This is a genomic window from Brevibacterium sp. RIT 803 (assembly GCF_016892625.1).
In the GTDB taxonomy this organism is placed as follows: domain Bacteria; phylum Actinomycetota; class Actinomycetes; order Actinomycetales; family Brevibacteriaceae; genus Brevibacterium.
This window is the reverse complement of record NZ_JAFEMW010000001.1, coordinates 776907-802423: the sequence shown is the minus strand read 5'-3', so window position 1 is coordinate 802423 and position 25517 is coordinate 776907. Positions and strand designations below refer to the sequence as shown.

Here is a 25517-nt window from a genome sequence, read left to right as displayed (position 1 = left end):
AATGAGTACCAACACCGCTGAACGTTCACGTGGCAGTTATGTCGATCGTCCCTCATCGAGTTCTCTGGCTGACGTCGTCGAGATCATCCTCGACAAAGGGCTCGTGATCGATGCCTATGTGCGAGTCTCACTCGTCGGCATCGAGATCCTCACCATCGACGCCCGCATCGTCATCGCCAGTGTGGACACGTATCTTCGCTTCGCCGAGGCGACCAACCGACTCGACCTGACGCAGCAGGGCGGCAGGGATCTGCCGGAGATGCTTGGCGGAATGGCAGAGAACGGCGCCAAGGGCAAAACCCAGGGTGCGGTGGAAGGCGTCAAGAACGCGCTGACACCTGACGACGACGAGGATGAGAAGCCACGTCGTCGGACCAAGCGTCCCGCTCGCAGCTCCTCTGAGTCCGAGTGAGCGACGACATCGATACTGACAGCGACAAGTATCTCTACGGCATTGTTCTCGCAGATGCGGGCTTGTCGGAGGGAACCGGCGGTGTGCAGGCAGGTCAGCTGCATGCCGTCGGCTCCGGTCGGGTCGCGGCGGTGGTGTCTGACCTCGTCGAGACCGACATCCTGGGCACCCCGGACGATCTGAAGACCCACATCGCGGTCCTCGACGGGCTCGCAGCAACGCAGCCAGTGCTGCCTCTCGCCTTCGGGACCGTCGTCCCAGCAGAGGCCGATATCGCCGGCGAAGTGTTGGCCCCACGCGAAGCCGAATATGTCGAGGCTCTGGAAGGATTGGCAGGACTGTCCCAGTTCACTCTTCTGGTCCGGTATGACCGGGATACCATCCTTCGGGAGATCATTCTCGATAGTCCTGAGGCCGCCGAGCTGAGGGAGAACATTGCGGGCACGGATGAGGACGAGACACGAAACGAACGGATCCGCCTCGGCGAAATCGTGGTGAAGACGATGGAGAGTTGGAAGACCACGGAGGGCCCACCGATTCTCAATCAGCTCGAACCTCTGACCGCCGATATGTCGGTGCGTGAGAGTGGACAGGCGGAAGACGTGTTCGAGGTCGCCGTTCTCCTTTCCCAGGAATCGCTCGCGGAGTTCGACGACACCATCGACAAGTTGGCAGAAGCGAATCAGGACCGTATGAGGTTCCGGCTCGTCGGACCGCAGGCTCCCTATGATTTCGTTCCAGAGATGTAGGAGTAGTCATGGGAATTTTCTCAGCGATCCTCGGTGCACCTCTGGCCCCTCTCAAAGGGACCGTCTGGGTGGCCGAACAGGTTCGCAACGAAGCTGAGAAGCGCTATTACGATCCCAGTGCGATCAGACGGCAGCTGGAAGAGGTTTCCGCGGCCAAAGAATCCGGCGCCATCAGCGAAGACGAGGCCGATGAGCTTGAGCGAGACCTGGTCGCGCGTCTACTCGAATCGACTCGTCGACGAAAAACGAAGGAGAACCCATGAGCGAACAGACAAGCACCGACGACAAGCAGGCCGCACGGGGCGAGGATTCGTCCGAAGGCACGACTCGCCAGGACAGCGACGAAAGGAGAAGGCCGAGGCGGACCGCCGCCTCCGAATCGCCACGCCGGTCGTCCGCTGCATCGTCATCCAAGTCTCGACCCGTGAAATCGAAGGCCAGCTCGACCACATCCAGCGCGACGAAGGCCGGCGCGACGAAATCAAGCGCACCGAAGGCCAGCACTGCGAAGTCCGAGGACACGAAGACGGCATCGGAACCTGCCAGGGTCTCGACTGTGCAGGCGGTCAAGAAGGCCGTCGAACAGTTCAGCGCGCTCACCGGTCGGTCCCCGGAATCGGTCGTCGGCGCACGTTGGGTAGATGACCATTGGGCCGTGCGACTCGAAGTCGTGGAATCTCGCCGCGTTCCCAACACCGCCGATCTGCTGGCCGAATACGACATCCAACTCGACGGGCAGGGTGAACTCCTCGAGTACGGTCGACAGAACCGCTACGTCCGGGGACGGCCCTCCGAGTGATCAGCCCAAGCGGTTTGGATCGTTGCCTCGTGTCCACTGAGCCAGGAGCCGACCGACGACCACACATTCACACTCGGACAGCACCCGTTAGGAAGCCGACGATATGAGCATGACGAACCAGTCGAACAGCGCAATGCAGCCACAGCGCAGCCAGGAGGGGACCCTCCTCCACGTGGTGGAGACGCTGCTGGACAAAGGCCTGGTCCTCAACGCAGACATCATGGTCTCGGTGGCAGGAGTCGAACTCCTCGGAATTCGGATCCGGGCAGCACTGGCGTCGTTCGAGACCGCAGCACGCTACGGACTGGACTTCCCTGCGGGCACGGATCGCGACACTGTGGCGTGGAAAGAAGCCATCGAGCAGAAGGACACCTGCCCAGAATGCGGTAAACGCGCCGAGCTGGCCCAACTGATGAACGCGTACTGCCCCTGGTGCGGTTGGCAGAGTGCTCATTCCAAGCGAGTGGAGTCGGGCGGCTCAGCGGAACTTAAACAGTCCTCCGAGGAGCCCGAGAAGTCATCCGAGCGCAAGTAGGTCGCTGATGGCCGACAACGCGATCATGCAGCCCACCCGGGATCCACGTGCGACCCTGCCTGACCTCATTGAGGTGCTCCTCAACAAGGGTGTGTACCTGAATCTCGACCTCATCATCTCCGTCTCAGACATACCGCTCATCGGGGTCAATCTGCGTGCGACCATCGCCGGAATCGAGACGATGCTCGAATACGGAATGATGCGTCAATGGGATGAGGACACCCGAAAGTGGGTCCAGCAGTCGGTGCGCGCGCATCTTCCCTTGGCCGAGGACGAGGAGATCATCGCCAAGATGGCGGGTGGGTATTATCAGGACAACTTCTATCGCACCTGGCGACCAGGCAGCGCCTACCTCACCTCGCGGCGGCTGATCATCCACCGACGCGATCCGGCGGAGACGTTGTGGCAGGCGAAGCTGAGTTCAATAGAATCCATCACGCCGTTGTCGGAGCCGTCGATCGGGGGAGAGGAACGTATCCGCATCCTCGTCCGACTCGACGACGGGAGCGAATCGAAGCTGTCCGCCCTTGAGCCCGAACGTCTGATCCGTCTGGTTCAGGAGCAGCGAGGGGCAGCACTGCAACCCTCGACGGGGCGAGGCTCGAGCTCCTCGCCGCAACCGCTGAAGCAGGGCCGAATGTGGTACCTGGAGACGCTGTCGGGCGGAGGAACGTGGCGCGGCGGCGAAGGAATCCTGACGGGACGCGACCTCACCTGGAAGTCCCCGATGGACAGCCGCGCGCTGGTGAGGGCCTCTGCCTCGCACGTGCGGAATCTGCGCTGGGAGAAGCACGACAACCCCACCGGCAAGGCCCATATTCTGATCGTCGAGACCGAACGGTCTTCGATACGTCTGGCAGCGGATGACATTGACGGCTGGTACGACGAACTCGAACAATGGAGCGCATCCGAGCAAAAGGATCCGGCTGCCGGCAATCCGCGCGAGAAGACTGATGAAGGAGAGTCATGGCACTGAATGTGGATGAGGAGAGCCTCAAGCACGGCGTTCTCACCTTGGTCGTCACCCTTGTCGAGGTGATTCAGGAGGCGCTGGAGACACAAGCCGTGCGGCGCATGGAAGGCGGTGACCTCACCGAGGACGAACAGAACCGCCTCGGCGAAGCACTTCTGGAACTCGATGAGGCCATGGACCAGATCAAGGCCGAGCACGGCATCACCGGCTCCGTCGACGATCTGCATCGCGGGCTCGACGACGTCGTCGACGAAGTGGTCGATAAACTCATCAACCCAGCCAGATGGGCAGAAGAGACCTCGAAGGACATCAAGTGACAGATAGCGGTGCAGGGCACAGCGAAGAATCAGAAACGATTGCAGCTGCGCCGCCCAAGCTCTACGTCTACGCCATTGTGCCCGCCGGAGATTACACACCCACGGTCAACGGCATCGACGGTTCACCGGTGCATCTGATCGGGGACCCCGAGGGGCCCCGCGCGGTGGTCCACACACATGATGGCGGACCCTACGACGGCGCCGACGACGACGTGAAGCGATGGATTCTGCAGCATAGCGAGGTCGTCGAAGACGGATGGCAGGGCGCCGGAAGCGTGCTTCCGGTCTCCTTCAACGTGATCGTGCGCCCGGACACCGAATCGGGGGCAACCTCGACCGCTCAACTCGAAGGATGGCTGTGGGAGTCGAAGGGTGCGCTGTCTAAGCGGTTAAGCGAATTGGACGGAACCTCGGAGCTGCGAGTCGAGATCTCGCTGGACCGAAACACCTTCGTCGAAGCCAATGACGAGGTTCGGCGTATCAAAGACGACATGGAAGGTCGCCCAGCTGGAGTCCGTCGACTGCTGGAGAAGCGACTGGAGAAGACCGAGAAGGAGCTTGCAGATCGAGAGGCCGACGATCTCTATCCTGGTCTGAGAGCTCGGATCGCCGAGAAATGCCAAGGCATCGAGGAGTACCGCACTCCGCCTCGGGAAGTGGGACAGACCCCCATCCTCATGGTCTCGTGTCTGGTCACTGAACCAGGCATCCAGGATCTGGGAGCCGAGCTGACCGCTATTTCGAACGAGCAGCCAGCCGTCTCCATCCGATTCCTCGGTCCCTGGCCGCCGTACTCATTTGCCGACATGTCCGATGCGTTTGCCGGCATGTCCGGTCAGGATCGCCCTTCTTCCGCGACGTAGACACGTGAGCGCAGGCGTTGAGCGTGGGTCATGTTCTTGACGTCGACATCGCTGTCGAAGGTCGAGCCCAGAGCACCGGCGACGACGCCCATCGCGGCGCTGAGCCAGGCGATGTCCAGATAATTGGTGAACTTCGCCTCCGGGCGATGGATGATCTGGGCCATGAAATCCGGGTCGATGACGATGAGGCTGCCCACTAGAATTCCCGCAACCAGCAGAACATAGAGCGCGCCCACACAGATGATCAGGGTGAGAACAGTGGATAGGTTGTAATAGAAGACGACCTGAGCACGACGCCCCCTGACCGGTCTGTCCCAGAGGCCGTTGACGGTCAGCAGCCACCCCACCATCACTGCAATCGCAATCATGCCGATGGAGATCAGCCGAGCCGTCGACAGGTGGTGCGACATCTGCCAGATCGAGCTGTAGAAGATTCCGAAAGCCCCCGTCGCCGAGGCTGCGGCCAGGGCCCGGGACAGCTTGCGCGCCATCCGCAGCGGTTCATTGGCCGTCGTCATTCCCAACACCAGGCGGGTTCCGCCGGTGAAGGTGTGCGCGTGCAGGGTGCGGTGCCCGGAATCGGCTCGACTCGACCACTGACCCCACCTGGGCAGACTATGTTTCGGGGCCGTATTGCCGTCAGGCAGCAGCTGGTTCGCACAGCTCATGAAGATCTTGAGCAGGCGACGTCTCGTCGTCAATGCGCCGAGGGTCGGGTTCGAGACCACGGCGACCTTGCGACCCGGTAGGACCTCGGCGATGAGCGGTTTGTCCTGGGTGTGTCGAGGAATATCCGTGAGCATGATGACGAGGTCCGCGCTGGGATATCTGCTGACCACCGAGTCGAGTGTCGACATCTCCAACTGGTGGTCTGTCCGCACTCGAATGGTCTCGGTGCACGTGTCGACATGAACGTCGGCATCGAAGCTCTGCCGCAGGATCTCTTCGAACTCGTCCTTGATCGCCGCGACCCGGCGGCTCGGCAGGCCGGGGTCAGAGATGAGGAGCAGGTGCATCGCAGCTGGTGCTTTCGTCCATGGTGCCTTCCGCAGGCACGGGCCGGGCGGATCGCCGACATTTCCACTCTCGCAGGGATGGTGGTGTTTGACCAGAGGCTGGGTTCGCAGGGTCGTGACTTCGGGCAACTCCACACCGGCCATTCAGCCCGCCTTGATGTCTGGGATGCTGGACGGGTCACGTATTCTGATGTGGGTATGTCGCAGCGTATCGACCGCTGTGAGAGAGCTAGTGAAGGAGAGATCGGCACATGAGTGTTCTGGTGACAGGAGGTGCCGGATACATCGGCTCCCACGTAGTACGGCTGCTGTCCGAGCGCGGCGATGACGTCCTTGTCGTCGACGACCTTTCCACCGGGATCGAGGCTCGCGTCACCGGCCTGCCGATCGTCGGCATCGACCTTGCCGCCGACGATGCCGAAGATCGTCTCGTGGCTGCGATCGAGGAGCACTCGGTGGACTCGATCATCCACTTCGCTGCGAAGAAACAGGTGGGGGAGTCGGTCGAAGAACCCATCATGTACTACCGCCAGAACATCGGCGGACTCACGAATGTCCTCGCCGCCGCCGAACGCACCAACATCGAATCCCTTGTCTTCTCGTCTTCGGCTGCGACCTACGGCATGCCCGATGTCGAGATGGTCGCCGAGGACCTCGACTGCCGACCGATCAACCCCTACGGGCAGACGAAGCTCATCGGCGAATGGATGATCGACAATGCGATCACCTCGGCGAGGATCCGCGGTGCGAAGTTCAACGCCGTGAAGCTGCGCTACTTCAACGTCGCCGGAGCCGGCTGGCCTGAGCTCGCCGACACGGCAGTCATGAACCTCATCCCGATCGTCCTCGGGCGCATCGCAGACGGCAAAGCCCCCATCGTCTTCGGCGACGACTACGACACTGCTGACGGTACATGCATCCGCGACTACGTTCACGTCAAGGATCTGGCCGAGGCGCACATCGCCGCGCTTGACTACATGAAGTCCGGGGACACCTCGGAGACGGTGTTCAACGTGGGCACCGGCACCGGTGCCTCCGTCAAAGAAGTCATCGACGCCATCGCCGAGGCGACCGGACGTGAGATCGTGCCCGAAATGGGCGAGCGTCGCGCAGGTGACCCACCCGCACTCGTCGCCGACGTCTCCCGCATCGGTGCACAGTTGAGCTGGAAGGCCGAGTTCGACCTCGACGAGATCGTGCGCAGCGCTGCTGAGGCTGCGGGGATGCTGCCCGAACAGACCAGTGACTGAGCTCGAAGCCTCGGCGAGGGCTGCTCTCGACTGGGTGCGCAGCAGATCTGAATCCGGTCAAGAACTGCCAGTCGATGCCAGGGTCAGACATGCAGGCGCCTGGCGAGTTCGAGGCGGACTTCCCGGCCCCGGGCAAGCTGCAGCAGCACCAGAGCGAGGATGCTGAAGCCACCGCAGAGAGCCGACGGCAGGGGGTACGTGACCCAGCCGAATGCGAGGAACACGATGGGTGCCAGACCCAGCACCGCCGCCAAACCGCTGTCGAGGATATGCTCCGTCGCCTCGAAGCGCATCGCCCTGACCGTGATCAGGAGGGCAGCGATCGACGAAGCGCAGACGATCGGCAACGCGTACGTCAGTGACCAAGCACGCCAGCCGGTGAGGTAGTCCCAATAGACGCAGACCAGACCGATGAGGACGACGAGATAGATGGTGCCCTTAGCGACATTGCGTCGTTTGCGAACCGCCATGAGGACCACAAGCCACATAGCGGTGACCCCCAACCAGCCGGAGCGAAGGACTCCGAAGCCTTCGGGTTTGTGGCCCAGCAGGAGCTGAGCAGCCAAGGACCCAGCGATCACGGCGATCGAGGTCAGGAACAATACCTTGAGCAGCCGTCGCCTCGAGAACGTGAGGGGCACCGTCGGCAGCGGACTCGGAACCGCCGCGCCCACGACGGGGGCCGCACACAGAGGGCAATGTGTCCAAGCGCCCTCAATGGCGATGGAGCACTCGGGGCATCGTCTCATGATCGCCCCTCCGCGATCTCCTGCTCGGTGACTCGTTCAGCGGCGACCGTGACATCGACCCCCTCAGCAGTGAGCATCCGAGTGAATTCCCTGATGTGATCGGTTTCGACGAACGGTGATGTGAAGCTGACTGCGAGAAGCCCGGCGTGGGACGTCGCGCAGAATTGCGGGCGGACTGCGGAGACATGGAACAGGACGCGGCCCACATGCGAATCAGCCGGTTCGGGCAGGCTCATTCGCCCCAAGTTCGAGACGGCGACGCTCAGACCACGATTGCTGTGCCTGTTGGCCATCCCGAGGATGACATCTTTGAGCGGGCGCGGCATGATCCTCAACCCGGGCATCCGTTCGACTCGGATGAACCATCGCAGCTTCTTCTCCAGCGCCTCGTGGGTCGCCTGGGGCAGGAACTGGCTCTCGAGCTGTTTGCAGATCGAACCGAGATCGTCCTCGCCCCGGCCGTAGGTGTGTTCCACACGGACGGTTGCGAAGAAGTTCCGTGCAGACTCCGAGGGAAAGAACTGGCGCAGATTCACCGGCACCGAAGCGGCCAGAGTCCTGGCCCGTCCCAGACCACCCGAGGATATGCGAATGGACTCGAAGAACAGTGCCGTCAGGTACATCGTGAGCGAGACATCGGCGGCTCGAGCAAGCCCGAGCACAGCATCCGTGGGCATGGTGAGTTCGACAGCGCGCGTGCGATTGTCCGGGGTGCGGGTTCCTCCGACCCGGTGGACCTTCTTATCCGCCGGACGACGCAAGCGGCTGATCTTCCAGCGATCGGCAGGTGACGGGGAGCTGTTGACGAAGGAGGATGTGGCCGACCTGGCTGCACGGCTGAAGACGGAACCGGACGCGGGCGACTGATGCCGTTGGTGGAAGTAATCCGCGAAGCTGTCGATGCTCAGCCCATGTACCGGTTCGGCCGGTGCTTCGTGGGCTCCGGTGGAGTCCTCGAGCTGCGGACTCCGGTCGGAGTCGGGATGCCGCAGTCTGATGTATGCGTTCACCAGGTCGGAGAGGAACCATGCCGCACCGGTGCCATCGGACAGCGCGTGGAAGACCTCGAGGCTGATCCGCCGACGATGGTGGACAACGCGGAACAGCAGATTGCGCCGACCAGCCTGGTAGATGGGGGCACACGTGTGCTGCTCATCTGCGGTGACCAGCGGGTGCAGGTCGCTGTCCTGCAGGTAGTACCAGAACAGGCCGCTCTGCAGCACCGCGTGGTAGAGCCGGTACCGGTCATAAGTCTCGTCCAGTGCCTGCTGCAGCAACTCGGGATCCACGTCGTGATCCACCTCGGCACTGAGGCGAAAGACTTTGGGATCCGCGGCGCTGCGAGCCGCGAGGAAGATGTTCGAGGCGTTGTCGAGTCGTACCCAGTCCCGGTGAGTCATTTCGCCTCCTGGGCAGGCTGCTCGCCCTCGACAGTGTCGTCGTTGAGGAACGCGTTGATCACCTCATAGGCTTCTTGGACGGACTGGGAGAATCGGGGCAGCGAGATGAAGCCGTGCAGCGCTCCGGCTACCCGGTGTATCCGCACCGCATTCCCTGCATCGGCGAGGGCGTGTCCGTAGGCCTCACCCTCATCGCGCAGCAGGTCCAACTCCGCCGTAATCACTAAAGTCGCTGGTTGGCAGGAGAGATCGTCTGCCACCAGCGGAGCGACAAGAGCGTCGCGCCGCTGCTGACGGTCGGGAACGTAGAGGTCGAAGTAGTCTTCGACCTCGGTGTTGGTGAGTAGATAGTCCTCGCCATGGGTGCGCACCGAGGCGAAGGGGGAGGTCTTCGGGTCGTGGTCCCAATGCGTCACCGGATAGAGCAGGATCTGCCGGTTCGGTGGGCGATGTCCGCGTTCTCTCAGCAGCATTGAGATGACCGCAGCGAAGTTCCCTCCGGCGGAATCTCCGACCAGGACGATCCTGTCTGCGTCTGCGGCACCCACCCGATGTGGTTCGTCCAGCAGCAGTCGGGCGACGTCGTAACAGTCCTCCAGCCCCGCCGGGAACGGGTGCTCCGGCGCGAGCCGGTAGTCGACAGAAGCGACGGCGCAGCCAGTGAGGTCCGCCATCCTGGCACACGCCGGAGTGTAGGTGTCGATGTCTCCGGTGACCCAGCCGCCGCCGTGGAAGAAGACGAGGACATCCTCGCGCCGCTGTACTTTCGGCTGGAAGATCCGGACAGGGACATGGGGGTGTCCGTCGCGAGCGAGGTGGTTCCAGCGCGAGGCCCGATACGGTGGCATCAGCAGCCCCGCGAGCCGGCGCTGCATGCGGCGGACCTTCTCGTAGTCCTCACGCATGTTGAGCCGGGGCGCGGCGAACAGGCGCAGCACTGCTCGAGACAGTCTGTTCACGCGCGGAGGCCGGTTCGGGGAGTGGAATCTTCCATACCACCAGCTTAGGGGCAGCCTGCCCAGCCAGAACGCTTTTTGAATGCGGGCGGCGGTTGGGATGGGTGCCCAACGCGGGCAGAGGAAGCCCTAGAACTCATCGCCGAGGCCACTGGACGTGAGATCGATCGCAGTGCTGCCGAAGCCGCGGGGATGCTGCCGGAGAAATGGAAGTCGCGTGGATATTGTGACTGACCTTGAGCTAGACATTTTACGTATAGGGCTTATAAATATTGATCTACTTTTGATCTTGTGTGCATCGCAAAGCGATCATAGAGTTGCCTTTCATGAACAAGGTCACAGTCGCAGATGCGGAGCGGAAATGATCGCGAAGACAACTACATGAGTGAGGTCAGCCTCAAGCAGTTGCGATGTTTTTTGGCGGTCTATGCAGAACGCAGCTTCACCAAAGCGGCGAAATCGCTGCATATGGCACAGTCGCCTGTCAGCCAGGCCGTCGCATCTCTGGAGCGCGATCTCGGCGAGCGACTCTTCGACCGCGGAAATCGAGAGGTCGTACCTACAGCAGCCGCCCGCGGCCTCTATCCAGAAGCTCTCGAGCTGCGCCGCCGAGCAGATTCGTTGCGTCAGCTCGTTGCTGAGACCCGGGATGGAGCGAAGACTCGCCGGGTCCGCATCGGCGGGGTCAGCTCGACGTTTCCAGCCATCATGGCCGGAATTCTCGACGCGCTGGAATCGTATTCAGTTGTCGTCTCGGATGGCAGCAGTTCAGATCTCACTCGAGCCGTCGACCACGGAGACATCGACGTGTGCCTGGTCCGCGAATTCAGCAGTCACCGGGCAGATGAACGCATAGCACTGCGAGAACGATTGTGCGTGGCTTTGCCCGCAGGCCATCAGCTGAGCGAAGCATCAGCGATCGCAGTAGACGATATCGACACCGAGTCAATCGTCCTCTTTCATCGCATGGCAGCCCCTGTTGCCTTCGATCTCGTCGCCAGCGTGTTCATCGAGGCAGGGCGAACGATGGCGACCTCTGCACAGGTCTCGAACGAACAGGCAATATTAGGGTTGGTCGCTGCCGGGGCCGGGATTAGCCTCGTCCCCGAGTCCGTGGGACTCCAACCCTGGAATGGTGTGAGCTTTGTGCCGCTCGAAGGAGCGAAGCACACATATCCGCTGACGATACGCACTGCTCCGGGCGATCCCTTGGGGTTGCTCGACCCGCTCACCTCGGCGCTGCGGGACTGGGCGGCAGCGCACATGCTCACCGTTTGAAGAACGTTTCCCTCTCGACCACTGCACCTTCCGCCCTTCACACAGCCAACCCGTCACTCAGCACGCAGCCAATACCCGGTCATCAAAGGAGATAGCCACGTGGAACCGACAGATTTCAGCCCCTATGCACTGCTCGTCGATGCCGGCCTCATCGGAATTCTGCTTGTCATCGGCACCATCCTTCGGGCGAAGGTGAGAGTGATCCAAACGATGATGATCCCCGCCGGCGTGATTGCAGGTGCGCTCGGCCTCATCTTCGGACCCAATGTTCTCGGCTGGCTGCCGTTCTCGGACCAGCTGGGCACGTATACCTCATTGCTCATCGTCCTCGTCTTTGCCTGTTTGGCTCTGACAAGTGACTTCAACGTCCTCAAGATCGGCCGGTCGATTGCGGGTTTCGCCAGCTATGGAGTCCTCATCTATGCCGCGCAGACTGCCATCGGCATGGGCCTCGTTCTCATGTTGCTCGGACCACTGCTGGGTGCACCCGACCACATCGGACTGCTGCTGTTTGCCGGGTGGGCCGGCGGATTCGGGTCGGCTGCGGCCATAGGCACAGTCTTCGCAGACTCGGGCGATCCCTCAGTCCAGTCTCTGGCATTCACAGCAGCCACCGTCGGCCTGCTCGTAGGCGTCGTCGGCGGGATCATTCAAGCAAAGTTCGGCGCATCAAAGGGGTACGCTCGAGAATTCGCGGGATTAAAGCGGGTTCCAAAAGACCTGCTTACCGGCGTTCTCGACCAGAACGATGAGCAGCCGAGCATCGGTACACACAAGTTCTCCGGGAGCGCGATCGAATCACTGACGTTCCAAGCCGGACTCGTCGCCGCGGTGTCTGCTGGCGCGTACGGCACCAACGTCATCCTCGGCGGACTCGTCCCGTCGGTGGCCTTTCCGCTCTTTTCGATCGCATTCCTAGTCGGGCTCGTGTTGCGCGGTCTCCTCGGCATCACCAAGACCACTCGTTTCATAGACAAGGACACCCAGAGTTCGATTTCCGGCACCTCGACAGACATTCTGATGGTGTGCGGAATCGCGTCGGTAGTTCCCAGCTTCGTCGCCGACCAGTGGCTCTCTCTCGTCATTCTGTTCGCAGTCGGACTTGCCCTATGCCTGTTCCTCGGCTTGTGGGTGGCTCCGCGAGTGATGGGCGAAGGCTGGTTCGAACGGCAGCTCTTCACTTGGGGCTGGGCGACGGGGGCAGTGGCGACAGGGATTGCTCTTCTTCGCATCGTCGATCCCAAGCTCAAATCACGCACACTCGAAGACTTCTCGTTGGCTTACCTGCCAGTTATCCCGGTGGAGGTCACTGCAGTGACGTTCGCCCCGTTGCTTGTCATTGCCGGGGCTTCCTGGGCCGTGGTCGGCATCTGGGGCGTGATCACAGTGGCCGCAATCGTAGGTGCGTTGGTCATCATTATCGCCAATCGACGAGCTCGCGCTCTGGTGACTTAAGACTTGCTTTGGTGACGTACGCCTACCGAAGTCGTCTTCGAAATCTGCCGAGTTGGACAAAAGGGGAGCATCATGTCTGAATATGTCGTTGTAGGAGCCGGCTTGGCGGGTGCGGCTGCCGCGCTCGCTCTAGCAACCCGGGGTGAGAACGTCACCGTCCTCGAACGTCACACGCCAGCGAATGGACGAGGCAGCTCCCACGGATCGGCACGAATCTTGCGATATGCATACCCCGAGCGTCTCTACACCGAACTTGTAGTGAGGGCACGCCATCTGTGGGACGAGATCCAATGTCTGGGAGAGACCACGCTGATCTCATCGACCGGCGCCCTCGATCACGGCCAAGAGCGACATCTGACCCAATTGGTCGATGCACTCACCCACGCCGGGGTCGAGCACGAGGTGCTCGACGCTTCGGGTGCTGAGGCACGCTGGCCTCAGTTCCACTTCGACTCGGATGTTCTGTGGCATCCGGCCGCCGGGGTCATCGACTCAGAACGGGCCGTCACGACGATGCTTGACCTTGCTCGTGCCACTGGACGTGCACGAATCCTGGAGAACTGGGAAGCAACTGAGGTGACCAAGAGGTCAGCCGGGGGATTGAGAGTCACGTCGGCGACAGGGGAGACGGTCGAAGGCAAACGAGTCATCGTCGCCGCAGGAGCATGGTTGCCGGTTCTTCTGCAGAAGCTAGATCTGCCCTCGGGCTTCCTTTCGTCTTTGCCGAAATTCGAAGTTCGGCAAGAGCAGGCGTTCCACATGCCCTATCGTGAGGCCAACGCCAATGGGTATCCTATCCACGAGTGGCCGACGTTCATCCATAAGTCGAACGAACTCTCCACCTATGGGTTGCCTGGAGGTCGCGACGCCGGAAGTCGAGGGCAGAAGCTGGCCCAGTTCAACGGTGGGCGATTGCTGGGCTCTGCTCTTGACCAAGACGGTCGGATCACAGACGAAATGCGAACACGGATGGTGGAGTACGCAAAACGCTACCTCCCGGGTCTGGTCCCAGTACCCTACGCCGAAACTACTTGTCTCTTCACCAATACCCCTACAGACGACTTCGTCATCGATGAGGCGAGAGGCATCGTCGTCGTTTCTGCGTGCTCCGGGCACGGAGCGAAATTTGCGCCTTTGTTGGGCAAATTCGCTGCCGATCTCGCAACAGGAAGCGGGAAGGTTCCCGAACAGTTCAGAGCCGAGTTCCATACGAGGTAGGCAAAGCAGTCGCGAAGCGCTGGCCATCGCTGAGGCTTCTTCAGCTTATGGTTCCGGGTGCATTTGAGTTGAGCCACTTAGTGATGTCGAAGCTTATTTCGTCCGGCGACTCCAGCGGTACCAGGTGGCCAGCACCCGAGAATCGTGAGGTGGTCGTCGTTCCTGGCAGCAACTGAGTCAGCAACTTCGCCTGCTCGGCAGGAATCCACGGATCGTCCTCTCCCCAGCCGACGCGTGCAGGACATCGAACCTCGCCGAGGCGGTTGACGATCGGGCCCGTGTGCTCGGGCCGTAAGCTGGCGATCTGGTGGTAGAACGCTGGTTGACCTGCGCCTGTGCACCAGGGAGCCGCGAGTTCCTGGACCGACGAGTGGCCCAATCCTTCGCCTCCCGCACCGGCGATGTATTCGGTGACAAGGGCGCGGTGCAGCTGCGGAGGAAGTGCCGCGAAGACAGGTTCGTTCTCAGCCACCAAGCGGAAGAACGGTGAGCCCCATGGGTCCAAGGTCACGATGTCGAGCAGGTACAGCGAAGCGAAATCGCGGTTCTCGAGCAGGTGAGCGCCCAGGGCGACGGCTCCTCCGATGTCGTGGGCGATGACATGCGGCATCTGAATTCCCCAGATGTCCAGAAGCTCAGCCAGACGACGACGTTGGGTGACGAGGTCAACGGCAACGGCCTCCTCGGCGATGGAATCACCGTACCCGGGCATGTCCCACAGGAACACACGATGGTGGAGGCCGAGTTCGCGGGCAAGCGGCAGCCACATCCGCGATGACCATGGTGTCCCATGGCAGATGACGATGTCGCCGAGGTTGTCGTGCCCTGGCGCCGGTCCGATGCTCTGGGTTGCCGCCTCGGTTCCGTCACTGAGGACGATTCGGCGAGTCGTGGTCTCGGCTGAAGCTTCAAGCTTCTGGGTCTGCTCGTTCATGATCCGAACATAGAACTTCAGGCCGACCTGAAGTCAAGGTGTCATCATGGTGGCATGAAGATCGGTGAAGCGGCGCAGCGTCTGGGGATCGCCGCACATGTGCTGCGGCATTGGGAAGACGAAGGGGTCATAGTTCCGGACCGCACGGCCACAGGCCACCGACTGTACGGGTCCGAGCATCTGGCTCGGTGTCGGATCGTGCTCTCCTGCCAGGAGGTGGGGATGAGTCTGGCGGAGATCCGGGCGGTCGTGCACCGTGGAGAAGCGGGTCGTGCGGAGACCATCGCGGCCCGGATCGCCGCCATCCGGGCCCAGCGCTCTTCACTTGATTCAGCCGAGCGGTTCCTGCTCCATGTTCGTCAGTGCCGGCACGACCTCATGGCCAGATGTCCGGAGTGTTCGCAGTATTCGCAGGCCTGATGCCCAGGATCTGAGCCGAAGACGAGATACGGCGTACACGATTGATCAGCAGCGCCTCCTCGGTGTCGGGGGAATTTCATCCCTCGAAGGTGGTCACAAAACGGACCATAAGCGGCATGATGGCCTTATGACCACAGATATGGATATTGCGCTCAACGCCGAGCTCGACTCGATCATCGATATCGCCGCCGGCCTGGGTCTGAAATCACAGGACATCATCCCCTTCGGATGGACGAAGGCTAAGGTCCCCATCGACGTTCTCGACAAGGCTGCCGAGACCACAACAGAGGGTCACCTCATCCTCGTCACCGCGATGAGCCCGACACCCGCAGGTGAGGGCAAGACCACGACGAGCATCGGGCTGGCCGACGGGCTCAACGAACTCGCACGGGCAAAGCCCGAGGTGGGCAAGGCGGTCCTGGCCCTGCGTGAACCCAGCATGGGTCCGGTCTTCGGGATGAAGGGCGGAGCAGCCGGCGGGGGTTACGCCCAGGTCGTGCCGATGGAGGACGTCAACCTCCACTTCACCGGGGACTTCGCCGCCATCGCCGCAGCGAACAACCTCGCCGCCACAATGCTCGACAACCATATCCACCACGGCAACGAACTCGACGTCGACTCGCGTCGGATCCATATTCGCCGCGTCGTCGACCTCAACGACAGGGCACTGCGCGGAGTCGTCATCGGCCTCGGCGGACTCAACGGGGGAGTGCCCCGTGAGGACGCCTTCGACATCGTCGTCGCCAGCGAAGTCATGGCCGTCTTCTGTCTGTCCACCTCGCTCACCGACCTCAAGGAGCGTCTGGGGCGAATCGTCCTCGCCCACAACCGGAGTCGCGAACCGATCACAGTCAGTGACATCGGCGCGGCCGGGGCGATGACTGCGCTGTTGCGAAGCGCCCTGGCACCCAACTTGGTCCAGACTCTCGAACACTCACCGGCGTTCATTCACGGCGGTCCCTTCGCCAACATCGCCCATGGATGCAACAGCCTGCTCGCGACGAAGGCCGCGCTGTCTCTAGGTGATTGGGCCGTGACCGAGGCTGGATTCGGCGCCGACCTGGGGGCCGAGAAGTTCCTCGACATCAAATGCCGCACCGCCGGTATCTGGCCCTCGGCTGTGGTTGTCGTGGCAACTCTGCGGGCATTGAAGTACCACGGCGGAATCGAGGTGGCCGACGTGCAGACGCCGAACATCGATGCGGTGATCGGCGGCATGAGCAACCTCGAGCACCACTGCGGAAATCTCCTCAACATCTACGGGATCACCCCGGTTGTGTGCTTCAACAGGTTTCCCACCGACACGGACGAGGAGATGGCAGCCGCGATCAAGCACCTGCACGGTCAGGGCATCTCGGCCGTCGAATCGACCCACTGGGCCGATGGCGGCAAGGGTGCGCTGGCGCTGGCCGAAGCGGTCGTCGAGGCTGCTGGTGGTGTGGGAAATGCCGGTGCTGCCGTCGACGATGGCTCAGTGTTCGTCGCGGGAACAGCCTCGGGTGATGCTGAAGCTCCACCACCTGGCTCTTCGTCGAACGCGTCGTCCCGGGCCCAGTACAGCTATGAGCTCGACCGGCCATTGGAGGAGAAGATCCGGACGATCGCACAGCGAATCTACGGTGCCGCCGACGTTGACCTGCCGACGAAGGTCAAGCGCAAGCTGGGGCAATTCACGGACGAAGGGTACGGCGACGCCCCGATCTGCATCGCCAAGACCCAATATTCCCTGAGCACCGATGCCACACTGCGCGGGGCGCCGAAGGAGCACATCATCGCGGTCAAGGATGTGCGCCTATCGGCCGGTGCGGGCTTCGTCGTCGTCATCGCCGGAGACATCATGACAATGCCTGGCCTGCCCAAGGAACCTTCTGCTCTGAAGATCGACGTCACCGAAGACGGGAATATCACCGGGCTGTTCTGAACCCCCCTGGTTCAAGGCAGTGGCGAAGTGATCGGCTGCGTGGCCGTGATCGTCACCCCAGGTCGTTGTCACGCAGTGGTACGCTGCTTCGTCCTCGGCTCCGTCCGCTCAGCTCTGCGTCCAGGGTCTCCTGTGCGTCGCTCATCTGTTCGGCGTACACGGGATCCTGCAGGCGTTGCCACATCACGTCCTCGGGAACGTCCTCGATGTGGCTGGTCACCCACCAGATGTTGCCGAAGGGATCTTTCACGCGTCCACCGCGCTGTCCGAACGCGTTGTTCGCCAGTTCTGTGACCACCTCGGCGCCGGCAGCGGTCGACCTTTCGAAGGCCGCATCAGCATCGGGGACGAACACGCGCAGCAGACTCGGCATGACCGGCCACTCGGGGCGACGGTCGAAGGCGAGCACCACGGTGTCGCCGATCCTGATCTCACCGTGTCCGATGGTGCCGTCCTCGGTGGCCACGCGGGCGAGTTCCTTCCCGTCGAACGCCTGTGCAATGAAGTCGAGGAGCGCGCCGGTGTCGTCGGTGACGACCCACGGTGCGACACTCGTGTATCCGTCGGGGACCGGATTGATCGGAGCGGACATGTCTGAGCCTTCCAACGTCGGTGTCGGGTCGTGACTGACCCTAGACGAGTATGAGGACAGGGAGTGTCCTAGTGCAGCTTTGATGAGGATTGAATCCGCAGTCGCCGTTAGAAACCGGCGGCTTCGGCCCATCGTTGCGGGCTACGAGACTCTGCGTGGTACGAACGTCATCGAATTCAGCCTGCCGGGTGAATGGACTGATCTCATGCCAGCCTGAATCTGCTTCTGGCGAATCGGCGAGAAGGTGTGTCGATTCTGCATCTACTGGGCCATCGAGTCCAGCCAGCTGTACCGCAGTCGAGTCGCTCGTTCCACGCTTGCGGTTGCGGCTGCGAGGCCAAGAGCGATGTTCAGCCACCATGGAAGATCGACAGGCGAGGTGAACTTCCCGAACCGCTCTTCCACCGGCGGGATCTGTGTGAGGTACTCAACGATCTGGGGTATCACCAACAGAACCGCAATGACGAGCACCAGCAGTGAAAGAGCACCGATCAGTCGGCTGCGAACAGGGTGGTCCCGGTCCATTCGAGCCCGTCGCCCCTCTGCGGACTTCTCGTCGGGCACGAGCTGTCGGTCGGATCCATTGTCCGAAACATAGTGACACCGCCTCATCCCGAACGCTGACGGCATCACTTCGATAAATCCTGCTTCCACGGGAAAGGCCGCAGGCAAGGTCGAAACTGCATGATGTCGGCCGTCAAGGTAGAGATGAGCCTTGCCCTTGCCATCTTCTGTTGCGATGCGCTGCCAATAGGGCACATCGACCGCATAGACCTGGCCAGGGCCCTGCTCGCCGTCGACCTCCCGGGGAAGATAGAACAGCGCCCGGGACAACATCTGCCACCAACGGAAGGGCTTCAGGGCCCGGCCGTTGCCGTCTTTGATGCGCTTTGCGGCCCGCTGTCTTCTTTGGTTCTTCGACACAGTTATTCCTCCACCTGACCTGAATCAGGTTCATTGTGTGAGCCCTCCGCGTGGGAACCAGCTTCATCGCTTTTCAGGAGGTGTTCCAGCAGTTGAAGTACTCGCAGTTGTGCGGGGTTGTACAGCTTCGTTAGAGCTTGCCCAAGGGTGCGCGCGGCCGTTTTCGGTCCTAGTGGGGATCGTCGAAGAGGATTGATCAGCTGCGGGTGATTCTTCTGAATCGTTTGCGTCACCGGCACCAGCTGGTGGGCGAGGTCGACGACGCGGGTTTCGTCCGCATGCTCAGGCAAGCGGTCGAACTCTTTATCTGCCTCCGTGGGCTCGGACAACGCTTGTCGGAATGCTGTGAGCGCAGCATCGTCGAATACTTTCGCGTAGATCGCGAGAAGCGACCTCTGGGTTTCGGAGAAATCCGAAGCGATCGCGGCAAAACCTGGCGAGGTGACCGCCGGCACCTGGTGCGTGAGAATCAGAGCAAGGTCAGCGCGCACTCGGCTCAGACGGTCAATGGTCCCTTCGAGGTGTGCGTCGAGGCTGCGCATCGCCTGAAGTGAGTCCGTATCGGAGCGATCCATGGCTGCGATCTGCGACAGGGAGATACCAAGCTCAGTGAGCCTCTTGATCTCAATCAGTCGAATCAGATGCGTGACCTCATAGTGCTTGTAGCCATTGGCAGCACGATCAGGCTGAGGGAGCAGCCCGACCTTGTGATAGTGCCGGATGGAATTCACCGTCGTGTTTGCAATTTCAGCGAGTTGTTGGGTACTCCACGTCATTTCGGTCCTCTCCTCTGAGCCTGCGGTGCTGGCCGTCATCGGTCACACAGACCGATCACGATGCGAAGAGCAGGGGCACCAGGTAGGTCAGCGAGAAGGCCTCATAGACCGCGCCGATGATCAGCAGCATCAGTGCCGGGAGTGCGAGCCAGCCGAATCGCTGCAGGCCACGAAGGTAACCCCATCGTCTGTTTGCGGCATCGACGGTTCCCGGTTTGAGCCAGCAACGGCCGAGAATGAACGAGCCGAGCAGCAACAGAATATACGCCTGGAACTCAATGAGCATAGTGAGCGAATGAGGGATGAGCGTCATCGCCGCGGCGTGATCGACCGGAGCGAGCGTGATGCCGGTCTCGACGGTGAAGTACGCGAACACCGCGAGTCCACCGAACGGTACGATCATGGACGGCAGCAAGATCGACGCCAGGGCGACCTTCACAATGTTGACGAAGAAGATGGTCAGAGCGAACAGCCACGGGGTCGCGAGCAGTGAGACGACCAGGTCCGTTGTCCCGCCGGCGTCCATCGAATTCGAGAGTGCCGCATTCAGTCCTGGAAACAACATTCCCAGAGCCACTCCCAGGAGCAGAAGTCCGTATGCCATGGCATTGAGAAGTAAGTACGGTCGCAGTTCGGTACGGATGATGTGGAACGGGGTGCGAAGCACTCGCATGTGACTTAACTCCAAAGTTCGACAACTGAGGTGCCACCCGATTTGGCTGCACAGCCCTAGTCGAAACCATGTGCTAGGCACAGAGTCAAGTCCTGCTGGTGTGTTTGTTCGATGGTGTGGAGAGCGACGCCTGCGATCGGCCAAGCTCAACCTAGCCGACGAGGTTGGTGTGTCAAGGAGATGGGGCCTCGGTCATCGCGGGGCACCTCTAGCGGCGAGGTTTCTGCAGCCAGGGTCGGAGCAGTCGGGTGCTCACCGGCAGGAATATGTATGTCATCAATGGCGTGAGAATGCAGATGTTGAGCAGCACCGCGAGGACTGTCGGCCAACTCTCGAGGTGAGGCATGAGGAGCAACGTCGAGAGCAGGCTCAGCGGGAAGAACGGGAGGAAGATGCTCACCGCCTGCTTCCACCGAGGGGGAACGACTGTTTCAGGGATCGTCCGGGTCTCCTCTCCCTGTGGTTCGAACCATCCCTCGATGCCGGTGCGATGCTCAACTCGCGTGGTCTCGACGAGTTCGGCCGCGCTGTCGATCCACCAGCGGCGATCTTCGGACTCGTCCCAGGCTCGCAGCGACTTCTCATCAGCGAACCGGTAGAGCACGTGCCACTCATCGGAATTGGCTGATGCCCTGATCCACCCGGACCCCAGATAGCCGCGCCGTTCACGCACCAGCTCCTGCCCGGCGTGCACCCAGGCATTGAAACGGCGATGATGTTCGGGCAGGACGGTGCGCGTGATCGACACAGTGATCGGAGAGTGGTGTGACATAGGGGCGATTTTAGCCAATTCTGCCCTGGCAGGCTTCTGGTCAGTCGCTTCCGCTCACGCGTGCGAAGATCCGATCGAGTGATCGGGAGAGTGCGGCGTGGTTGTTCGCGTCCATCCACTCCCGGTGGAGCATCTCGTTGAGGCCGCCAGGGGTCTCATGGCCTTTGACCAGATCAGAGAAGGCGGTGTCGGTAGTCGCGAGGGTATTGCCCAAACCGGCGAATTGGCCGCGTACGATGCGTTCGGCAGCTGCTCTCTCCCATCCTTGTTCGACGAGCCAGTCGGCAATGCCCTGAAGAAAGGCATAGTAGGACGACATCGTGGCTGTTGTGGCGGACAAGGTGCTGAAGAGTTCTTCGGTCGCTGCCACAACGGTGCCGCCGAGGGAATCGAAGAACCTCTCGACTTCCGAGTGGCCAGGGTAGACCGGGGTGACACCGCGGCGTTCGCGCACGGGCGGCAGCGGGATGACGCGCACGATGCTCGGACTCTTCGGAAGAAGCGAGGCGAGGGTATCGGTTGAGATCCCCGCGATCGCGCTCACGACGGTGCGGTCGGCCGGAATGCTGAGCTCGGAGAGTACCTCTTCAGTCTGCTCAGGCAGCACGGCCAGGATGATGTGTTCGCTGCGATCAACGACGTCCTGATTGCTCGTGCACACCTCGACTCGGTCGAAGTCGCTGGCAAGTTGTGCCGAACGTTGGGCATTCCGAGGGGAGAGGAAGAAATCCGGGTGGTCATCGCGTGAGCACGCACCTTGCACTATCGCCGAGGAGATCTCGCCGACTCCGATGATCCCGATGCTTGTGCTCATGAACTGCCTCCTGGAAACGCCGTTGAGAAGATCGGCGTGGAGATCCCGCCTCGTCCATTCAATAGCATTCATGTCCGGCCGCGTCCAGAACCGATGACGCTCTAGCGGGCCTCGATGACCTTCTTGATTGCTTTGAGAGTCTCGGGGATTCCTGAGCGCGCAGCTGAGGTTCGTTCGGCGATCTGCTCGGCGGCTTGGTCCTGGTACTTCTCGCCGAAGAAGGCTTGGCCCTCCGGTAGGAACTCCCACGATTCGGTGAGCAGCGTGCCGCCTTCTGCTTCCTGCATACTGTAGGTCCAGTGAACCCGGCCCGGTCCCACGCTCCACCCGAACGCGCGTCCCTCATCGGCGACGATGACCTGGCTGCGGGTCTGCCACTCGCGATCCGGTGTGACGTTGCGTCCGGTGAACCAGGCTCCGATCCGAGGACCGTCGCCCTCGTCCCACCAGCACTCCCTGCATATCGGTGACCATTCGCCGGATCGAGTCACGTCTGAAACGGTTGCGTAGACGGTTGCAGGGTCGGCCGCAACGAGGATGGAATCGGCGAATGTGAGAGATTCGGTCATGCTGGCAACTCTACCGATTTCTCAGGCCTGCGCCGACTCGCAGCGTGTCATCGCTGTGCCCAGTGCGCCGCGCTGAGGCTGGGCTCAGGCGAAGGAGTCGAGGACGGCCTCAGCGGCTGCCGCGACAAGGGCCGGGCCGTCCTCGGAGTCAGAGTCCTCGCTCTGTGTGAGTACGGTGATGATGATCGGATCTTCGTCGGGAGGGTAGACGACGGCGATGTCGTTCTGGATTCCATCCGAGTGGCCTGACTTGTCCTTCACCGTCCATCCCTTCGGTGCGCCGGCGCGGATGAGGGGATCGCCGGTCTCATTGTCCGACATCCATTCGAGGAGCACCTCACGGTCGTCTTCGGGCAGACGGTCGGGGTCGAGCAGCCCCTGCAGGTCAGCGGTGTAGGCCTTGGGAGTCGTGGTGTTGTCGGAGCTGTCGGGGTCGACGTCGTTGAGCTCCGGTTCCTCGTCGATGACCTCGGTGGTCGGATCGCCGGCGTCTTCGAGAGCTGCGTCGAGTCCCTGAGGTCCACCGATCTCGTCGAGCACGATGTTCATGGCTGCATTGTCACTGACTCGCAGCGCGCTTTCGGCGACCTCCCTCAGTGGGAGTCCCGTATCGACGTGTTTCTCCGTCACCGGAGTCCAACCGGCCTCGTCGACGTCTGCCTGGGTCCATGTCACCTGTTCGTCAAGGTCAGCGGACGTGGTGCGAGCCAGCAGCTCGGCGACTGCGAACACCTTGAGCGTTGAGGCGAAGCCGAAGCGTTCATCGGACCTGTAGTCGACCCTTGTCCCGTCTCCCGTGTCGACGGCGCTCACTCCGATTCGTGCTGTGAAATCCTCTTCAAGGGATTCGAGCTCGCCGTTGATCTTCTGTTGGCTGGTGTGGTTCGGATTCGGTGTCTGGGTACCCGGTTCCGATTTCGCATCCGCAGGTGAGCAGCCTGCGACCAGCGCGCAGGTCAGTGTCGTTGCAGTCAGCAGTCTCCAGGGTCGTACGTTCATCGGATTGATCCAATCTCTCGTCGGTCTCTTCAGCCCTGTCGGGCTGGGTGGACACCACTCTTCTGCACTCTTCTCATACTGTCGAAGATCGGTTCTTACATATCCATATCAAAAACGCATATCATGAGGTGATGGACCTCGTTGAAGCCTGTCGCACATTCACTGCGGTCAGCGAACTCGGCAGTATGACGCTCGGAGCCGCGGCGAATGGTGTTCCGCAGCCGGTGGCCAGTCGTCGCATTGCCGGACTCGAGAGACAGTTCGGAGCCCGCCTGTTCGAGCGGACCGGTCGAGGAGTGAGTCTCACACCGTTCGGGCGGGACATGCTGTCCTCTGCTGCTCGGCTGGTCGAGCTGGCCGACGAGATGATGCTCGATGCCGACCGGGCGAAGCTGCGGCCGGTGTCTCTGGCGGTGCCCGACTCGTGCTCGACCCGAAATCTTGCTGTACTGGCCGCCTCGGCGAATACTCGTGGACTGCGCATCGACTTCTATCCCGGCCCGCCGAGACGAAGAGTCGAGGACCTCTCTGCTCGACGAGTCCGAGCAGCGCTTCGATCCGTTCCCGCGGCTGAGGGGAGATGGACGGTTCAGCTGGGGTGCGCCCACCGTTCCGAGAGCTTGCCTGCTGTGCGCGTTGCCGATCTGCGACGATCTCGCGCGCCGATTCCAGGAAGCGGAGCCAGGCTGGCCGGTCAGAGGCTGAGGCTGCTCAATGAAGATGATGTCCCGCACGTGCGAGGTCGTATCCGCAGAGCATCCGAAGAAGCCGGTCTTCTTCCCTATCAGGTGGTCGTCGGGCCCTCTGATCCCGCAGCTGTCGCTGGAGTCCTCGCCGACGGTGATCTGCTGATCTGCCCTATCGATGAAGCCAGGCAGCTTGGTCTCTCGTGGTCCCCGCTGGTCGACCCCGTTGTGGAGCGAGGATATGTGCTCTCGGCCACCTCAGCAGAAGATGCCTCGGCGCTCGGGGAATTCGGTGAGGAGATCGCAGACTGCCTGGGTGGCACCCCGAACCGTGCGTCTGAGGCTGAGCCGGCGTTCGGTGATACTGCGGCAGGGGAGGCCAGATGACGACCGCAGCGCACCTCGTCAGGGAGGTCGGTGATCAGCTCGAGGCAGCCGGATTGCGGGCCCGGATCGTGGTCAGGGACCTCGACTCGCAGGCTGAGATCTCAGTAGGATCCGACGCTTCCCTGCCGCTGGCCTCCGTTGTGAAAGTTCCGATTGCCCTCGCAGTGCTCAGCCGCATCGCCAGTGGGAAGCTGGACGCTGATCATCAGGTGCTCGTTGAACCTGGCCGATTCAAGCCGGCGAGTTCGACGGGCGCGAGTCGCTTTCGCCATCCTGCGTGGATTGCCGTTGATGACCTGCTCATGCTCTCGGTGTGCTTCAGCGACAACACGGCCACCGATGCTCTGCTCCAGCTTGTGCCCATCGAAATGGTCCAACGCGAACTCGTGGACCTGGGGTTCGGCGAGATCCAGGTCAGACACCATCTCGATGCTCTTGTGAGGACACCGCTGGAGAGTCTTCCGTCTCCGGAGGCTCACTTGGCCTTCGAGCTTGCGCACGCGGGTCTCTCAGCCGGAGCAGGCCATAGGATCTGGCAACTCGACTCTGCGCAGGCGAATGTTGCCACAGCCTCCGTGCTGACAGAACTTCTTGCTCAGCTGTGGCGTCCCGATCGCATCAGTCCTGCGGTTGCCTCCCGCTTGCGTGAGCTCATGGCAGGCAACGTCGTGCGCCACCGCTTGGCACCTGACCTTATGTCCGATGCGGCTCGGTGGTCATCGAAGACGGGGACTCTGCTCCACCTTCGGCACGAGATCGGAGTTGTCGAGCACGCCGATGGGCAGACGATCGCTGTCGTCGTCCTCAGCGAGTCGAGAAACCCGGCCGCTGTGCAGCCGGCTGCGGAGGCGGCTCTTGGGGCGGCCGCTCGGGCACTGCACGATTCGCTCAGATGAGGTCTTTCTGCCTCGTGCGAGTCCTCGGCCAACATGCAATCACTGATCGAGTCACCTGTCCCGGTTGTGCTCACTCAAAACAGATCCGAACCTCAGACCCGATCCGTTCGGAAATGTGCTCAACGGTTGGCGCCTTCTCTTCGAAGATCGTCAAGATTTCGAAGAGAAGGCGCCAACCGTTGAT

At 61.7% G+C, this 25517-nt stretch carries 29 protein-coding genes; 16 read left to right on the top strand and 13 right to left on the bottom strand.

Going from position 1 to position 25517, the window contains the following annotated elements:
- Window position 1 precedes the first annotated feature (1 nt).
- The 8 genes from gvpJ to JTF07_RS03665 all read left to right on the top strand — a co-directional run bounded on the left by gvpJ (window position 2) and on the right by JTF07_RS03665 (window position 4648).
- Window positions 2-412, top strand: a complete 411-nt coding sequence (gene gvpJ / locus JTF07_RS03700; protein WP_204232943.1) for a gas vesicle protein GvpJ — start codon at window positions 2-4, stop codon at window positions 410-412.
- Window positions 409-1161: a GvpL/GvpF family gas vesicle protein gene (locus JTF07_RS03695; RefSeq protein ID WP_204232942.1), complete on the top strand. Its 753-nt coding sequence runs from the start codon at window positions 409-411 to the stop codon at window positions 1159-1161. The genes gvpJ and JTF07_RS03695 overlap by 4 nt, the downstream gene beginning before the upstream one ends.
- A gap of 8 nt (window positions 1162-1169) precedes the next feature.
- Complete coding sequence (locus tag JTF07_RS03690; RefSeq protein ID WP_204232941.1) at window positions 1170-1424, top strand: gas vesicle protein GvpG; 255 nt, start codon at window positions 1170-1172, stop codon at window positions 1422-1424.
- A complete protein-coding gene (gvpO, locus tag JTF07_RS03685; RefSeq protein ID WP_204232940.1) occupies window positions 1421-1960 on the top strand; it encodes a gas vesicle protein GvpO in 540 nt (179 codons plus the stop codon). The genes JTF07_RS03690 and gvpO overlap by 4 nt, the downstream gene beginning before the upstream one ends.
- Before the next feature lie 103 nt (window positions 1961-2063).
- Window positions 2064-2495, top strand: coding sequence for a gas vesicle protein (locus JTF07_RS20580; protein ID WP_286672909.1), 432 nt, complete (start codon window positions 2064-2066; stop codon window positions 2493-2495).
- Between the two features lie 7 nt (window positions 2496-2502).
- Window positions 2503-3471, top strand: coding sequence for a gas vesicle protein (locus tag JTF07_RS03675; RefSeq protein ID WP_204232939.1), 969 nt, complete (start codon window positions 2503-2505; stop codon window positions 3469-3471).
- A complete protein-coding gene (locus JTF07_RS03670) occupies window positions 3462-3785 on the top strand; it encodes a gas vesicle protein K (RefSeq protein WP_101584685.1) in 324 nt (107 codons plus the stop codon). The genes JTF07_RS03675 and JTF07_RS03670 overlap by 10 nt, the downstream gene beginning before the upstream one ends.
- Window positions 3782-4648 carry a GvpL/GvpF family gas vesicle protein gene (locus tag JTF07_RS03665; protein ID WP_204232938.1) on the top strand — a complete coding sequence of 289 codons (867 nt, stop codon included), beginning with the start codon at window positions 3782-3784 and terminating at the stop codon, window positions 4646-4648. The genes JTF07_RS03670 and JTF07_RS03665 overlap by 4 nt, the downstream gene beginning before the upstream one ends.
- Here the strand turns inward: JTF07_RS03665 and JTF07_RS03660 are convergent.
- A complete protein-coding gene (locus JTF07_RS03660) occupies window positions 4621-5808 on the bottom strand; it encodes a hypothetical protein (RefSeq protein ID WP_252199248.1) in 1188 nt (395 codons plus the stop codon). The genes JTF07_RS03665 and JTF07_RS03660 overlap by 28 nt on opposite strands.
- A gap of 107 nt (window positions 5809-5915) precedes the next feature.
- Between JTF07_RS03660 and galE the strand changes: the two genes are divergently transcribed.
- Window positions 5916-6914, top strand: coding sequence for a UDP-glucose 4-epimerase GalE (galE, locus tag JTF07_RS03655; protein WP_204232937.1), 999 nt, complete (start codon window positions 5916-5918; stop codon window positions 6912-6914).
- A gap of 83 nt (window positions 6915-6997) precedes the next feature.
- Here galE and JTF07_RS03650 read toward each other — a convergent pair whose 3' ends face one another.
- The 3 genes from JTF07_RS03650 to JTF07_RS03640 are packed head-to-tail and all read right to left on the bottom strand — an operon-like array spanning window position 6998 to window position 10022.
- A complete protein-coding gene (locus tag JTF07_RS03650; protein WP_204232936.1) occupies window positions 6998-7663 on the bottom strand; it encodes a DUF6320 domain-containing protein in 666 nt (221 codons plus the stop codon).
- Window positions 7660-9063 (bottom strand): alcohol acetyltransferase, encoded by a 1404-nt coding sequence (locus JTF07_RS03645; RefSeq protein WP_204232935.1) that lies wholly within the window; start codon window positions 9061-9063, stop codon window positions 7660-7662. Before JTF07_RS03645 ends, JTF07_RS03650 begins: the two co-directional genes overlap by 4 nt.
- Window positions 9060-10022, bottom strand: coding sequence for an alpha/beta hydrolase (locus tag JTF07_RS03640; RefSeq protein ID WP_353843860.1), 963 nt, complete (start codon window positions 10020-10022; stop codon window positions 9060-9062). The genes JTF07_RS03645 and JTF07_RS03640 overlap by 4 nt, the downstream gene beginning before the upstream one ends.
- Window positions 10023-10400: 378 nt before the next feature.
- Between JTF07_RS03640 and JTF07_RS03635 the strand changes: the two genes are divergently transcribed.
- From JTF07_RS03635 to JTF07_RS03625, 3 genes are all read left to right on the top strand, one after another.
- On the top strand, window positions 10401-11297 hold the full coding sequence (locus JTF07_RS03635) for a LysR family transcriptional regulator (RefSeq protein ID WP_204232934.1): 897 nt from the start codon (window positions 10401-10403) through the stop codon (window positions 11295-11297).
- Between the two features lie 99 nt (window positions 11298-11396).
- On the top strand, window positions 11397-12752 hold the full coding sequence (locus tag JTF07_RS03630; RefSeq protein WP_204232933.1) for a sodium/glutamate symporter: 1356 nt from the start codon (window positions 11397-11399) through the stop codon (window positions 12750-12752).
- A gap of 72 nt (window positions 12753-12824) precedes the next feature.
- A complete protein-coding gene (locus JTF07_RS03625) occupies window positions 12825-13970 on the top strand; it encodes an FAD-dependent oxidoreductase (protein ID WP_204232932.1) in 1146 nt (381 codons plus the stop codon).
- A 40-nt stretch (window positions 13971-14010) separates the two neighbouring features.
- On the opposite strand, the gene JTF07_RS03620 is transcribed toward JTF07_RS03625, so the two are convergent.
- Entirely contained in the window at window positions 14011-14904 is an 894-nt protein-coding gene (locus JTF07_RS03620; RefSeq protein WP_204232931.1) for an alpha/beta fold hydrolase, read from the bottom strand.
- 54 nt (window positions 14905-14958) lie between these two features.
- Between JTF07_RS03620 and JTF07_RS03615 the strand changes: the two genes are divergently transcribed.
- Together JTF07_RS03615 and JTF07_RS03610 are read left to right on the top strand one after the other, a co-directional pair.
- Window positions 14959-15324 carry a MerR family transcriptional regulator gene (locus tag JTF07_RS03615; protein WP_204232930.1) on the top strand — a complete coding sequence of 122 codons (366 nt, stop codon included), beginning with the start codon at window positions 14959-14961 and terminating at the stop codon, window positions 15322-15324.
- A gap of 127 nt (window positions 15325-15451) precedes the next feature.
- Entirely contained in the window at window positions 15452-17245 is a 1794-nt protein-coding gene (locus JTF07_RS03610; protein WP_204232929.1) for a formate--tetrahydrofolate ligase, read from the top strand.
- Window positions 17246-17297: 52 nt separating this feature from the next.
- Here the strand turns inward: JTF07_RS03610 and JTF07_RS03605 are convergent, their stop codons facing one another.
- The 8 genes from JTF07_RS03605 to bla form a co-directional block, all read right to left on the bottom strand.
- Entirely contained in the window at window positions 17298-17837 is a 540-nt protein-coding gene (locus JTF07_RS03605) for a VOC family protein (protein ID WP_204232928.1), read from the bottom strand.
- Window positions 17838-18098: 261 nt separating this feature from the next.
- Entirely contained in the window at window positions 18099-18761 is a 663-nt protein-coding gene (locus JTF07_RS03600; RefSeq protein WP_204232927.1) for a hypothetical protein, read from the bottom strand.
- A 2-nt stretch (window positions 18762-18763) separates the two neighbouring features.
- A complete protein-coding gene (locus JTF07_RS03595) occupies window positions 18764-19537 on the bottom strand; it encodes a helix-turn-helix domain-containing protein (protein ID WP_204232926.1) in 774 nt (257 codons plus the stop codon).
- 55 nt (window positions 19538-19592) lie between these two features.
- Entirely contained in the window at window positions 19593-20210 is a 618-nt protein-coding gene (locus JTF07_RS03590; RefSeq protein ID WP_204232925.1) for a hypothetical protein, read from the bottom strand.
- A gap of 208 nt (window positions 20211-20418) precedes the next feature.
- Window positions 20419-20982: an antibiotic biosynthesis monooxygenase gene (locus JTF07_RS03585; protein WP_204232924.1), complete on the bottom strand. Its 564-nt coding sequence runs from the start codon at window positions 20980-20982 to the stop codon at window positions 20419-20421.
- Between the two features lie 40 nt (window positions 20983-21022).
- On the bottom strand, window positions 21023-21796 hold the full coding sequence (locus JTF07_RS03580; RefSeq protein ID WP_204232923.1) for an NAD(P)-binding domain-containing protein: 774 nt from the start codon (window positions 21794-21796) through the stop codon (window positions 21023-21025).
- 101 nt (window positions 21797-21897) lie between these two features.
- Window positions 21898-22365, bottom strand: a complete 468-nt coding sequence (locus JTF07_RS03575) for an SRPBCC family protein (RefSeq protein WP_204232922.1) — start codon at window positions 22363-22365, stop codon at window positions 21898-21900.
- Between the two features lie 84 nt (window positions 22366-22449).
- Window positions 22450-23364, bottom strand: a complete 915-nt coding sequence (bla, locus tag JTF07_RS03570; protein WP_204232921.1) for a class A beta-lactamase — start codon at window positions 23362-23364, stop codon at window positions 22450-22452.
- Window positions 23365-23495: 131 nt separating this feature from the next.
- Here bla and JTF07_RS03565 point away from each other — a divergent pair, with 131 nt between their 5' ends.
- On the top strand, window positions 23496-24437 hold the full coding sequence (locus JTF07_RS03565; protein ID WP_204232920.1) for a LysR family transcriptional regulator: 942 nt from the start codon (window positions 23496-23498) through the stop codon (window positions 24435-24437).
- Window positions 24434-25333 carry a serine hydrolase gene (locus JTF07_RS03560; RefSeq protein WP_204232919.1) on the top strand — a complete coding sequence of 300 codons (900 nt, stop codon included), beginning with the start codon at window positions 24434-24436 and terminating at the stop codon, window positions 25331-25333. Before JTF07_RS03565 ends, JTF07_RS03560 begins: the two co-directional genes overlap by 4 nt.
- Window positions 25334-25517: the final 184 nt, after the last annotated feature.